Origin of the sequence: Hymenobacter sp. BRD128, from assembly GCF_013256625.1 — a bacterium.
GTDB lineage: Bacteria > Bacteroidota > Bacteroidia > Cytophagales > Hymenobacteraceae > Hymenobacter.
The window spans coordinates 3,999,183-4,012,139 of record NZ_CP053908.1 but is presented as its reverse complement, the minus strand read 5'-3'; the positions used below and the strand labels follow the sequence as shown (position 1 = coordinate 4,012,139).

Sequence of the window (12,957 nt, the reverse complement as noted above, 5' to 3'; positions counted from 1 at the left end):
ACCGTCTGCCCTTTTGCCTACTCGGGGCGGGCATTGGCCGCCTGGGCCAGTAGGCCCACTACATCGGCGACTGAGGCATCGGGCGAAACCGCCTCGGTGCCGGCTACGCGGCCGGCCGAGTAAAAATTGTGGTGGTAGTACGGCTGGTTGAGCGAGCTTACCATAACGCCGCCGTTGCAGGCCGCGTGGGCAAACTTACCGTCTTTCAAGTAGATACCTACGTGGTAGATGGCGCCCTTACCGTGACGGAAGAACACCAGGTCGCCGGCTTTCATGTCCGATTTGGCCACGCGCTGCACTGTCGAGAACATCGAGCGCGAACTGCGCTTGAGCGTGATGCCGTATACTTTCTTAAATACCTGCGTTACGAAGCCCGAGCAGTCGGTGCCCCGGCGCGAATTGCTGCCGTAGCTGTAAGGCGTGCCTAGCCAGTCGGTTACCGTTTGCAAGAGGCTCTTGTTTTCGGTGTGGGCCAAGTGCACGCCCAGCGTCTGGTTGTAGTAGCCGTAGGCCAGCGAGTCGCGCGTGGCCGTCACGGCGGGCGGTTCTACGGTAGCGGCCCCGCCCTCGGAGCCGAGGAGGCCCGAAAGCAAGGATGCCTCGGCAGCAGCCGGCGCCGAGGCACCAGCCGAGGCCGGGGCATCGGGCATTTTTTCGAAGCAGAAGGAGAGCGCCAGGGAAGCAGCGGCGAGGCAACACAGCAGGGTATTCTTCATTGTCCGTCGTTGGGGTGGGCACCGGCCAGCGCCCGTAAGCTGGCTGACCGGGGATGCAGAAAAAGGAGTAGACTGTTGCGCTAGGCAGAGCTGCTAAGCAGCCAGAATTAAGGGTGAATGAATGCGTGACAACTACCTTTTTTCCTAAATCGTAGGGGGTAGTGGCCGGCCAAAGCTAAGCAGTAAATTTTGAAATTACCTAGCATTTTCTCAAAAAAAGACAGTTATTATTTGAAAAATGCCATAAAAAAGAAGATAGTTAGCATTCGCACATGCAACCATCATCAATCATCCCTCGTAGCTACGCCCGAATTTTATACAAATGAGCCAACCCCGCACTCTCGTCAACTCGCCCCTGGCCCGCATTGCGCGGCTGGTGCTGGGCCGCGCCCCGCGCGTGGCCATGGTGCTGGGCCAAACCGTGCATTTGAGCGGCGCCACCCGCGAAGAATTTCTGGCCGATGCCGAATGGGTGGCGCACGAGCAAGTGCACCTGCGCCAGGTACGCGACCTAGGTCGCGTGCGCTTTTTATGGGAATATTTGCTCGAGTCGGCGCGGGTGGGCTACTATCAGAATAAGTTTGAGGTGGAGGCGCGCGAAGGTGCCCGGCACCACATGCTGGCGCGGGCTGGTAGCGGGGCTAGCCAGTCAACACAAATTTAATAACCTATTAGCTAGCGCACTAGCTTACAATTGCGCTAGCCGGCCACCGTCCACGGCCAGGGTGCTGCCGTTGATAAAGCTCGCCTCGTCGGAAGCCAGGAAGCAGATGGCGGCGGCCAACTCGTCGGGCGTTCCAATCTGGCCGGTTATTTTCTCGGTACCATTCACCACGTTGGGGTTGCTGCGCAGCATGGGTGTTTCGACGGCGCCGGGCGCCACGGCGTTGATGCGGGCCTGTGTGTAGGGAATTTCGAGGCTAAGGCCGCGCACAAACGCTTCGAGGCCGCCCTTGCTGGTGGCGTAGGGCGCCACATTGGGGGTGCTCTGGAAGGCGTGCACCGAGCTCACGGCTACCACGGCGCCGCCTTTCATGTGGGGCACGCAGAGCTGGCAGAGGCGGAAAAGCGCCCGTAGGTTCACGTTCATCACCTGGTCCCAATCGGCGGGGTCCAGCTCCAGAATGGGTGTAAACGTCATCATGGCCGCGTCATTCACCAAAATATCAATGCGCTGGAAGCGGGCCAGGGTCTGCTCCACGGCGTGCACCAGGTCGGCATCGCGGCCCACGTCGGTTTTGATGAATAGTGCCTCGCTGCCGCCGGCTTTTATCTCGGCCTCCACCGCGTGGCCCGCCTTCACCTCGCGGCCCAGGCACACCACGGTGGCCCCTTCGCGACCCAGGCGCACGGCCGTGGCCCGGCCAATGCCGGAAGTAGCGCCCGTAACGAGGCAAATTTTATTCTGAAACCGAAACATGGGCTAGCGCACTAAAGAGGAGGTTGCGTTAGGGAAACGGCTAGCTCAATGGGTTGTTCGCGTGAAAGATGAAGATGCCCTATTGGTTACCGTTTCTTTACATGAGCAGTCAATGAAGCCTGCGGTCCGTATCAGCAAAGAGGACAATTACTTGCCTAGCACCGCTAGCCGCCGGCACTACGCCGTTGGCCTGGCAGCGCCTGCTAATTTTCGAGCCAAGCCCTGGCTAGCCACGTCTGGGAAATTGTGGGGCGCATCACGGGCAAGCGCGGCGCGCGGCAGTTGTCGCTGTTTGGGCTGCCGGTGCTCGGGGCGGCGGCTGGCAATGCCACCTTTTACCACGACGTGCCCAGGCTCCTGCTGCCAGCCTCACGGCGCCGGAATTATTTAGGCAATTGCATCAGTACTAGGTCGAGCACCTGGGCCAGGCCACTTGGCTAGGAGGTACTGTAGAGGTTAGAACTGCCTCGGACCTGCGGTGTGAAACAGGCTTCGCAACCTATGGGCTTGAACTTACGAATACAAGAGGAGTGGTCCTCATTGCAAGGGCTTTTCTATCCTTTTCTCTTTACTCTTCGCTCATGGAACCTACCCCCACCCAGCCGAACAACGGCTATCCTGGCTCAACTACCCCTTCTTATTCAGGCTCTTCCAACGCCGCTACTTCGGGCACGGACGGGCAGTTTTCGACCACGGCGGCCCACGCCACCGGCACCGGCAAATACCCGACCGATTATACTACGCCTGCTAGCCAGCCCTCGGCGGGTGGGGTGCAGGGTACGCTACATAATGCCTTAGCCAGCGGCAAAAAATGGCTGGATGACTCCGGCATCAGTGATAAGGCGCAGCAGCTCCCTCAGTCGGCCAAAGACCTGGGCAATAAAGCCTTAACTAGCGTAAACGGCCTGACTACCACGCAAAAAGCAGTAGGTGTGGGCTTGCTGGCAGCCGGCATTGCTTTCTTGGCTACGCGGGGCGGCAAGCATAAGAAACATAAGGATGAGGATGGTGAATATCGCCACAAGGCCCGCCGCTCGCCCTTCGACCACCAGCCCCATCCTAAGGATGGCGATTATGCCTACGACCGCAAAGGCCAGCGCCCCTGGGGTGCCTCGCGCTACGGCTCGCCCACGGGCCAGCAGGGCCAGCCGCAACCCGGCCGCAACCGTGTTACTTCGGGTAGCGGCTACACTTCGGCGCCTTCACACAGCAATGATTTTGGCAGCAGCCGCCAGTCGAGCAACCGCAGTACCAGCGTGGGCAGCTCGTTTGGCTATGGCCAGCATGAGGAGCATGCACAGCCCGGCAGCGCCCAGCGCCGTGACCAGGGCCCGGCAGCTGGTACTCGCTACGACGCCAACACCTCGGGCAGCCAGAACCCGAATAACCTCGACCAGCTGAGCAGCGCCTACTAGGCCCGCCAGCTTGCGCCAAGCCTGAAAAGGGCCGGCTGCCAAGGCAGCCGGCCCTTTTTGCGTAAACTTGCCCGCCTATGCTCTTCTACACCGTTATGAAGCCCTTGGTGCGCGTGGGGCTACGCGTGTTTTTCCGCCGCCTCGAGGTGCGCCACCGCGAGCGCCTGCGCCAGCCCGGCCCGCTTCTGCTGTGCAGCAACCACCCCAACACGCTCATGGACCCGCTCGTGACGGCCGTGCAGCGCCACCAACCCATCGCGTTTCTGGCCAAAAGCACGTTTTTCAAAAACCCCATTCTCGGGGCTATTATGCGCTCGGGCAACTGCATTCCCATCTACCGGCGGCAGGATGCGGAAGGCGCCGACGCCCCTAGCCCGCAGCAGCTGACGGCCAGCAACGAGGCCAGCTTTGGCCGCTGCTACGACTACCTGGAGCGCGGCGGCACGGTCATGATTTTTCCGGAAGGCACCAGCGTAAGCGAGCGCCGCCTGCGCCCGCTCAAAACCGGCGCCGCCCGCATTGCGCTGGGCACCGAGGCCCGGCACGACTTCAAGCTGGGCCTCACTATTGTGTGCGTGGGCACCAACTACTTCGACCCCACGCGCTTTCGCTCCGATGTGCTGCTGAACGTGGCCCCGCCCATCGTGGTGGCCGACTACGCCGCCAGCTACCGCCGCGACCCCGAAACCGCCGCCGACGAGCTGACCGAGGAAATTCGCCAGCGCCTCACGCGCCGGCTTATCATCAGCCGCGATGCGCAGGATGACCAACTAGCCCAGCAGGTCGAGCGCACATTTGGTGACCATCTCAACCCCGACGACGACCCAAGCACGCTCTACGACAACTTCCAGCTCAGCCGCACCCTGCTCGATGCCGTGGCCTGGTTTGAGCAGCACGACGCCGGCCGGCTGGCCGCCCTGCGCGCCGCCCTCGGCACCTACCTGGCTAGCCTGGAAACCCACAAAATTGATGACGCCGCCCTCGACCAAAGCCAGCGCCCCGGCACCCGGCTAGCCGACTACCTGAACCTGATTTTGGGTTTCCCGGTATGGTTATACGGCTTCCTAAGCAATTATTTACCTTACAAATTACCCGCCGAAATAGCCTACCGCGCCACCAAGGATACGGCGTTCATCGCAGCCATTATGCTGAGCGTGGGCATGGTCACTTTCCCGCTAGCCTACGCCCTGGAGACCGCCGCCGTGCAGCACTGGCTCACGCACGACTGGCGTCTTACCTTATTGTTTAGCATAAGCTTACCCCCAGCTGGCTTCTACGCGCTCGGCTACTGGCAAACGCTGCGCGCCCGCCTCGAGCGCCTGCAAGTGCGGCAGCTGCCAGCCACCGCGCTCGCTAGCCTGCAAAGCCAGCGCGCTGCCGTGCTAAGCCTGCTAGACGAGGCACGGGCCGCTTACCTGAGCAAGTAGCGCATGAGTAGCGCGAAGCGCCGGCTTTGCGCTACTCATCTAAATATTGGTGCACAAACTTGATGGCCATGCTGCCCTCGCCCACGGCCGAGGCGACGCGGGCCATCGCGCCGGCCCGGCCATCGCCGGCCGCAAACATGCCGGGCACGCAAGTCTCGAGCAAATAAGGCTCCCGGCCTTTTTTCCAGGACGCTTTGTAGCGCGGGTCGGCCACCAGGTCGCGGCCGGTGAGCAGGTAGCCCTTGGGGTCGCACAGGGCCAGGTGGCACACCCACTCGGTGCTGGGCTTGGCCCCGATGAAGATAAACAGCGCCCGCGCCGGCCGCTTCTCCGGCTCGTGGCCTTCCTGCTGAATCACCACGGCTTCGAGCGACTGCTGGCCACAGGCCTCACGCACCTGGGTGCAGGGCAAAATCTCGATGTTTGGCGTCTGGGCAATCTGCTCAATAAGGTAGGCCGACATGCTGGCAGCCAGGCTTTCCCCACGAATCACGATGAATACCCGCGAGGCATACGTAGACAAATACATGGCCGCCTGCCCCGCCGAATTGCCCCCGCCGATGATGTACACCGGCTGCGCGCTGCAGCTGCGGGCCTCGGTGCGCGCCGCCCCGTAGTACACGCCCGCGCCGCTAAGACGGTCGAGGCCCGGCGCATTCAGCACGCGGTAGCTCACGCCGGTAGTCAGCACCACCGCGCGCGCTTTTATTTCTTTTTTATCACTCAGCGTCAGCACCTTGTACCCATCCTGAATGCACATACTCACCACTTCCTGCGGGGCCATAAACTCGGCCCCGAGGCGCGTAGCCTGGCTCCAGGCGCGGTGGGCCAGCTCGGCCCCGCTCAGGCCGGTGGGGAAGCCCAGGTAGTTTTCGATGCGCGACGACGAGCCGGCCTGCCCACCGGGCGTTTGGCGCTCGATAATGAGCGTTTTCAGCCCTTCGGAGGCGCCGTACACGGCAGCGGCCAGCCCCGCCGGCCCGGCACCCACCACTACCACGTCATACAATTCTTGCTGCGCATCGACCAGCAAGCCCAGGTGCCTAGCCAGGTCGAGCTTGTCGGGCTTAGCCACGGCCTTGCTATCGGGGCAGATAACGACCGGCAGGTCTTCGGCCTTGAAGCCATTGGCTTCGAGCAGCACCTTGGCTTCGGCATCTTTCTCGTAATCAAGCCATTGATAGCCCACCATGTAGCCGCTCAAAAAATCCTTGAGTTCGTGCGAAAGCGGCGACCACTGGAAGCCAATGAGCCGCAGGCCGGCGAAGGCCGGCCGGTAGCTAGCCTGCCAGCTAGCCAGCAAGTCGTGCAGCGTGGGATAGAGCAGCTGCTCGGGCGGGTCCCAGGGCTTGAGCAAATAGTAGTCGAGCTGCGCCGAATTGATGGCCTTGATGGCCGCCGTGGTGTCGGCGTAGGCCGTGAGCAGCACGCGCTTGGCTTCGGGAAACAGCTCGCGGGCGCGGGTGAGCACCTCCACGCCTTCGACCTCGGGCATGCGCTGGTCGGCCAGTACTAAGGCCAGTGGCTCGTCGGCGCGGGCGCGCAGCTCGGTGAGGGTCGCCAGGGCTTCGGCCCCGGAGCCCACGCTCAGGATGCGGTAGTCTGAGCGAAACTCCTGGCGCAGGTCGCGCGTGATGGCCGCCAGCACCTGGGCATCGTCGTCGGCGGTGAGGATAATTGGTTTTTTCATAAGGAGTTAGCTAGCCACGGGCAGCCATACGGAAAACTCAGTGCGGCCGGGCACCGACTGCGCCGCTAGCCGGCCGCCGTGCTCCTGCACAATGCGCCGGGCAATGTCGAGGCCCAGGCCGCTGCCCTCCCCGGCCGGCTTGGTGGTGTAGAAGGGCTCAAACATATGCGCCAGCACCTCGGGCGAGATGCCGCTGCCATTGTCAATGATACTAACGCACACGCCACCCGGTTGCTTTACAGTTTGCACCGCCAGGGTACCGCCCGCGGCGGGCAAGGCATCAATGGCATTGTCTATCAGGTTGGTCCACACCTGGTTGAGCTGGCCGGCTTCGGCCAGCACCGGCGGCACATCGGGCGCGTAGGCGCGCGTGAGCTGCACGTTTTTCTGGCGCAGGGCATGGTCAAAGATATTAAGGGTGCTGTCGAGGCCGGCCGTCACGGCCAGCGGCTCGCGGCCCCCGGCGCGGTCCATGTGCGAGTACGCTTTCACATTGCCCACCAGCGTACTGATGCGCTGGCTAGCCTCGTGAATGTCGCGGCTCAGCCGCACCACGGCCAGGTGGCCTTCGAGCCAGGCCAGGGCCGGCGGCCGGGCCGGGGCGGGCAGCGGCGCCACCAGGGGCGCCAGCGTGGCGGCGGTATGGCCGGCATCGAGCAGGCTGGGGGCCAGCGCGTAGCCATCTTCGCAGCCCTGGGTTTCGAGCCAGTCGGCCAGCTCGTCTTCGCAGTCGGCGCGGGCCAGGGCCGAGCGGAGCGGCGCCGCTGCTTCGGGAATACCGGCGCTCAGCAGCGCCGCCACGGCCTCGGCGGGCGGGCAGGCCAGCAGCAGGTTTTTTAATAATACCGGCTTGTTTTTGAGCATAATCCCCAGCGTGTCGGCGGCGCGGGCAATGGCAGCGGCGGGATTATTGAGCTCGTGGGCCAGGCCGGCCGAAAGCTTGCCCAGCGCCCGCAGCTTGTCGTCGCGCTCCTGGGCGCGCACTTCGTCGCGGGCCCGGTCGCTCATAATACCCACCAGCCGCTGCACCAGCTCGGGGCTCACCTGCTCCAGGGCCGGAAACTCGGTGCGCGGCAGCAGGTAGAGTATGGTTTCGCCCACGGCCAGGCCCTGGCCTTTAGATATTTGCAGCCTGGAATAGGGCAAAACGCCCGTTACGCGCCCCGCCTCCACCCGAAATACCGGCTCGTTGCGGCCGTTGTCGGGGCGGTAATACTGCATGCCCCCGGCCACCACGGCTAGCATCCGGCTGGCGGGCTCGCCGGCTTGCACGATGGTTTCGCCGTCGGCGTAGCGGCACAGCTCGCCGTGCTCGCTGAGCCAGGTCAGCACATCGGCCGGCAGGTTTTGGAAAGCAGTAATGCTACTGAGCGCGGCGGGGTCGGAGGGAAGTTGCTGAGCCATAGTTAGCATAACAACCAGCGGCTGGCTAGGTTAGCGGGGCCGCAGCGGGTGGCGGCCCCGCTGCGGCCCCGGCAACCGGCACCACTCCTTGCCAGTACGTGTTCTTTTGCACCGTGACGACCACCGCCGCTTCTCTCCCGCCTGCCGCCCCCCTCACCCGCGAACAAGTACTGCGCGCCCTGCGCCTGGTAGAGCGCGAAGGCCGCCGCCTGCCGCCCAGCACCGTGTACGAGCTGCTGTACCGGGGCCGCCGCTACCCGCCCCGCGCCGTGGCCGAGCTGGCTTATCGGCTAGCCCACTCCGACCCGCAGGCGCGCTGGCCCCACGGCGCCGGCCAGCCCACCAACGCCCTGCTCGAAGCCCTCGACTTCACCATCGTGGCCAAGCGCCCGGTGCTGGCCGCCGGCTCGGCCCAAGACCAGGGCCAGGCCGCCGAGCAGCAAGCCGAAGAACTGTATACCGGCTCCGAAACCTCGCTGCTCAGCTCGGCCGCGCTGGCCGCCGAGCCCGGCACCACCTATGCCACTAGCCCGCTAGCTTATTCCCGCACCGATGCGCTAGCCGAACTGTTTATCACTGATAATGACCTAGAAGCCAGTCTTGCGGGCCTGCGTCGGCGCCGGGCGCTGCTGCTGCAAGGCCCCCCCGGCACCGGCAAAACCTACCTGGCCCGCCGCCTGGCCTGGCTGCTGCTCGGTGCCCAGGACGAGCGCCGCATCGAGCTCATCCAGTTTCACCCCAGCTACGGCTACGAAGATTTTATGCTCGGCTTTCGGCCCGGCACCAAGGGGCAGTTTCAGCTGGTGCCGGGGGTGCTGCCGCTGCTGTGCCAGCGCGCCGCCCAGGACCCTAGCCAGCCGTATTTTTTGCTGATTGACGAGTTGAACCGCGGCAACGTGGCCCGCATTTTTGGCGAATTATTGCTGCTGCTGGAGCCCGACAAGCGCGGCCCGGCCCACGCCCTGCGCCTGCCCTACGCGCCGCCCGGCGCGCCGCGCTTCTTCGTGCCGGATAATCTGTACTTCATCGGCACACTCAACCTGGCCGACCGCTCGCTGGCCCCGCTCGACTATGCCCTGCGGCGGCGCTTCGCCTTCGTGGCCATGACGCCGCAGTTTGGTGCGCCACTCCGGAAGTTGCTGCAAGCCAGCCAGGTGCCCAAGCCACTCATCGATTTGTTGACCGAGCGCATGCGGACGCTAAATGAAATTATCGCCGCCGACCCCGAATTAGGGCCCGATTTTGAAATTGGCCACAGCTATTTCTGCGCACCACCCGCCCAGCCGGCCGAGGCTAGCGCGTGGCTGCGCCTGGTTTTCGAGCAGGAAATCGGCCCGCTGCTGGCCGACTACTGGCGCGAACAGCCCGACAAAGCTGCCGCGCAGCTGCGGCAGCTCCGCGAAGGGCTTTGATATAAAGAAGAATTTCCCATCATCTCAGGTAACTATTTGATATATAGCACTTAAATAACAAATTTTTCACTTGATTCCGCTCGCCACGCTCTACTACCTGCTATGCTACGCCTGGCAGCGCCTGCCCGAGCCGGCCGTGCTGCAAGCCACCGAGGCGGCGCCCTTCCACCGCCCGCTCGAGCTGCTGACCCAGATGCTGCTGCACGCCGCCGGCCAACTGCTACGCACCGGCCTGCCGCTAGCCTTTATCCATAATGAGCAGGAAACCAACCAGCTGCGCGGCCGCATCGCGCTAACCCCTACCCTAGCCCGCGGCCTGCTGCCCCAGGGCCGGGCCGTGTGCAGCTTCGACGAGCTAAGCCCCGACCAGCCGCTGCACCAGCTGCTGGCCGGCACCCTGGCCGCCCTGGCCCCGCACCCCGGTCTGCCGCTAGCCCTGCGCCGCCAGGTGGGCCAGCTGCGCCGCCGGCTGCCCGCCAGCGTGCAGCCGCTAGCCCCGGCCGCGCTGGCTTTTGCCACCTTGCGCCGCCAGCGGCTAGCCTCGGCCGAGGCTTTTCTGCTGCACATCTGCGAGCTGATTTATGAAACGTCGCTGCCCGCGCCGGCCGAGGGCAGCCGGGGGCGCTTCGCCGATTTCCGGCGCGATGAGGGACTGATGGCGCGGCTCTTTGAGCAGGCGGTGCGCAATTTTTACCGCCGCGAGCAGCGCCAGTACCGCGTATTTACCGAAACCATTGCCTGGCAGGCCGAGGCCCCGCACGCGCCCGACCTGGCCCTGCTGCCGACTATGCTCACCGACACTACGCTGGAAAGCCCTCGCCGCAAAATTATTCTCGATACCAAGTACTACGCCGCCGCGCTGCGCCCGCGCTACGACCAGCAGCGGCTCATCGCGCCGCACCTTTATCAGCTCTACGCCTACCTCCAAAACCTACGGCCGGCGCCCGGCCAGGCGCTCGAAGGCATTTTGCTCTACCCCGCCGCCACGGCCGCGGTAGATGTGCGCTACGCGCTGGGCGGCCACCCGGTGCGCATCGTCACGCTCGACTTACACCAGCCCTGGCCGGGCATTGCGGCGGCTTTACTTTCCTTTATTTAGACTGAGGAACGAAGAATAACCACAGCGATGCTGCTTCATTGTAAATTCCTGCTTATAAAAAAAGGCCCGCACATTGCTGCGCGGGCCTTTTTAGCAGAAACTACGCTGGGCCAGGCCCAGCCGTAATTACTTCTTAACTTCTTCAGTCGTAGTGGTGGTGGTGCCAGTCGTGGCAGCGCCAGCAGCCGGAGCAGCAGTAGCATCAGCTGCAGGAGCCGTGGTGGTAGCCGTCGAGTCCGTGCTAGTGGTAGCAGTGGTCGACTCGGTGGTAGCGGGCGTAGTGGTGGTCGACTCAGTGGTCGATTTCGACTCGCACGAAGCCAGGCCAACAGCCAGGAACAGGGCAGATACTTTCAGCAGGTTGTTCATCTTGGGGTAAATTTGGAAAGGGATTAGCGAAAAAGCTGCCCTTAATGCCGCCGCTACGGAGAGGTAACCCGCCGGTTGCAAAAAAATTTTAAAAAGTTTTTCATGGGTTACTAATGCCCGTTAGCCAGCATTAAGACCCGAAGCGAATGAACATGGATAGCACAACGGCGCTGGCAGCCGATGCCCAACTCATCAAAGCCATTCACGGTGGCGACGAGCGGGCCCTGAGCCAGCTCTACCGCTTGCACTGGCCGATGGTATCGCACTTCGTGCTGCAAAACAGCGGCTCGGAAGACGATGCCCGCGACGTGTACCAGGAGGGCGTGATGGTGTTTTACGAAAAGGTGCGCGAAGGCTCGCTGGAGCTTAGCTGCCAGATTAAAACCTACCTCTACGCCGTGTGCCGCCGCCTGTGGCTCAAGCGCCTCACCACCAAAAGCCGGCTGCACGGGGTGCGCCTGCTCGATGAGGAAGAGTACGGCCCCTACCTCAACACGGGGGCCGAGGATGACTTGCAGGAAGCCGAGGAGCGCGACCGGCGCTTTGCCACCATGAGCGAGGCGCTCACCCACCTGGGCGAGCCTTGCCGCTCGCTGCTCGAAGGCTTTTACCTGCTCGACAAATCGATGCTCGACCTCACGGCGGAGCACGGCTACACCAACGCCGACACCGCCAAAACCCAGAAATACAAGTGCTTAACGCGCCTAAAGAAGTTGTTTTTTGCTAGTTATAAAGAAGTTTAACCCGTTCTCTTTATCTGCCTTGCGAAGCGCGACAGACGGGAGGACAAAATCAAGATGCAAACCGAAGCCGACTACTACGCCTTATTTGAAACTTACCAGCGCGGTGAGCTGGCGGCCGGCGCGCGGGCTAGCCTCGAAGCCCGGCTCAGCGCCGAGCCCCGGTTGCAGCAGCTCTACACGGAGTTTCTGGACCTCACGGGCACGCTGCACGCCTACGGCGAGCGCCGCCGCACGCGCCACAAAATCAGCGCCCTGCACGAGGCCATGCTGACCGCTGAGGCTACCCCGGTAGTCGAAACGGCGGCCGGCCTCACGCAACCCGTGCACCCCATCCTGCGCATTTCGCGCACCGAGCGCCGGCTGCGCGAGTTCTGGAGCGGGCACCGCGCCACGGTGGGCGTGGCCGCCTCGGTGGCCGTGCTGGCGGTGTTCTGCACGCTGCTAGGGCTCGATTTATGGCGCTCGGCCCAAACCGGGCACTCGATGGCTGGCTACACCATGCTGGTGCGCGAAATCGACCGCCTCAAGCAGGGCCAACGCGCTATTAAAAAGCAGATTGACGGGCAGGCTAGCGGGGAAATAGCGCTTCCAGTACGCGACAGCAAGTTCAGCGGCACGGGCTTCGCCCTCACCGCTGACGGCTACTTAGTGACCAGCGCCCACGTTATTAAAGGCGCTGATTCTTTGCTAATTGAGAGCCGCGACCATCAGCGCTACCACGCCGAAACGGTATACTCCGACGTGAAGCACGACCTCGCTATTCTGCGCATCAAAGACCGGAAGTTTACCAACTTCGGCCGCTTACCCTACACCTTTAAGGGGGGGCAGGCTGACCTCGGCGAGCGGGTATACACGCTTGGCTACCCGCGCGAAGACATAGTGTACGGCGAAGGCGCGTTGAGCGCTCGCTCAGGCTTTAACGGTGATACGGCGTTCTACCAAGTGAGCATTCCGGTGAACCCCGGCAACTCGGGTGGGCCCATCCTCGATGGCCAGGGCAACCTCATTGGCGTGCTCAGCGGCCGCCAGGACGATGTACAGAGCGCAGCTTTCGCTACGAAGTCGTCTTACCTGGTGCGCCTCGTCGATTCGCTAAGAAACAAGCAAAACAGCCAGCCCTACCACATGCCGCGCGCCAACCAGCTAGCCGGCGCGGGCCGTGCCCAGCAAGTGAAGCGCCTGCAAGACTTCGTCTTTGTAGTTAAAGTGTACGAACAAGACTAACCTGCCTGCTGCGAAAAGCTCGAAAAGCCCTGCCGTTT

Annotated in this window: 12 protein-coding genes; 7 read left to right on the top strand and 5 right to left on the bottom strand. The window is 63.1% G+C overall.

Features of this window, described 5'->3' with window-relative positions; all coding sequences use genetic code 11:
• Positions 1 to 17 precede the first annotated feature (17 nt).
• Entirely contained in the window at positions 18 to 716 is a 699-nt protein-coding gene (locus GKZ68_RS17815) for a C40 family peptidase (protein WP_173117159.1), read from the bottom strand.
• Positions 717 to 1,038: 322 nt separating this feature from the next.
• On the opposite strand from GKZ68_RS17815, the gene GKZ68_RS17810 reads away from it, so the two are divergent.
• Entirely contained in the window at positions 1,039 to 1,380 is a 342-nt protein-coding gene (locus GKZ68_RS17810; RefSeq protein ID WP_173117157.1) for a DUF4157 domain-containing protein, read from the top strand.
• 24 nt (positions 1,381 to 1,404) lie between these two features.
• Here the strand turns inward: GKZ68_RS17810 and GKZ68_RS17805 are convergent, their stop codons facing one another.
• On the bottom strand, positions 1,405 to 2,136 hold the full coding sequence (locus GKZ68_RS17805; protein WP_173117155.1) for an SDR family NAD(P)-dependent oxidoreductase: 732 nt from the start codon (positions 2,134 to 2,136) through the stop codon (positions 1,405 to 1,407).
• Between the two features lie 581 nt (positions 2,137 to 2,717).
• On the opposite strand from GKZ68_RS17805, the gene GKZ68_RS17800 reads away from it, so the two are divergent.
• The gene (locus tag GKZ68_RS17800) at positions 2,718 to 3,551 is read left to right on the top strand and encodes a hypothetical protein (protein WP_173117153.1); all 834 of its coding nucleotides are present in this window, start codon (positions 2,718 to 2,720) and stop codon (positions 3,549 to 3,551) included.
• Between the two features lie 77 nt (positions 3,552 to 3,628).
• Positions 3,629 to 4,978, top strand: coding sequence for a lysophospholipid acyltransferase family protein (locus tag GKZ68_RS17795; protein ID WP_173117151.1), 1,350 nt, complete (start codon positions 3,629 to 3,631; stop codon positions 4,976 to 4,978).
• A gap of 31 nt (positions 4,979 to 5,009) precedes the next feature.
• Here the strand turns inward: GKZ68_RS17795 and GKZ68_RS17790 are convergent, their stop codons facing one another.
• Complete coding sequence (locus GKZ68_RS17790) at positions 5,010 to 6,668, bottom strand: FAD-dependent oxidoreductase (protein WP_173117149.1); 1,659 nt, start codon at positions 6,666 to 6,668, stop codon at positions 5,010 to 5,012.
• 6 nt (positions 6,669 to 6,674) lie between these two features.
• A complete protein-coding gene (locus GKZ68_RS17785; protein WP_173117147.1) occupies positions 6,675 to 8,072 on the bottom strand; it encodes a sensor histidine kinase in 1,398 nt (465 codons plus the stop codon).
• 113 nt (positions 8,073 to 8,185) lie between these two features.
• Between GKZ68_RS17785 and GKZ68_RS17780 the strand changes: the two genes are divergently transcribed.
• A complete protein-coding gene (locus GKZ68_RS17780; RefSeq protein ID WP_173117145.1) occupies positions 8,186 to 9,484 on the top strand; it encodes an McrB family protein in 1,299 nt (432 codons plus the stop codon).
• 70 nt (positions 9,485 to 9,554) lie between these two features.
• A complete protein-coding gene (locus GKZ68_RS17775; RefSeq protein ID WP_173117143.1) occupies positions 9,555 to 10,583 on the top strand; it encodes a hypothetical protein in 1,029 nt (342 codons plus the stop codon).
• A 126-nt stretch (positions 10,584 to 10,709) separates the two neighbouring features.
• On the opposite strand, the gene GKZ68_RS17770 is transcribed toward GKZ68_RS17775, so the two are convergent.
• Positions 10,710 to 10,952, bottom strand: a complete 243-nt coding sequence (locus GKZ68_RS17770; RefSeq protein ID WP_173117141.1) for a hypothetical protein — start codon at positions 10,950 to 10,952, stop codon at positions 10,710 to 10,712.
• A gap of 152 nt (positions 10,953 to 11,104) precedes the next feature.
• On the opposite strand from GKZ68_RS17770, the gene GKZ68_RS17765 reads away from it, so the two are divergent.
• On the top strand, positions 11,105 to 11,695 hold the full coding sequence (locus GKZ68_RS17765; protein ID WP_173117139.1) for an RNA polymerase sigma factor: 591 nt from the start codon (positions 11,105 to 11,107) through the stop codon (positions 11,693 to 11,695).
• A gap of 54 nt (positions 11,696 to 11,749) precedes the next feature.
• A complete protein-coding gene (locus GKZ68_RS17760) occupies positions 11,750 to 12,919 on the top strand; it encodes a S1C family serine protease (RefSeq protein WP_173117137.1) in 1,170 nt (389 codons plus the stop codon).
• The last annotated feature ends 38 nt before the right edge of the window (positions 12,920 to 12,957 follow it).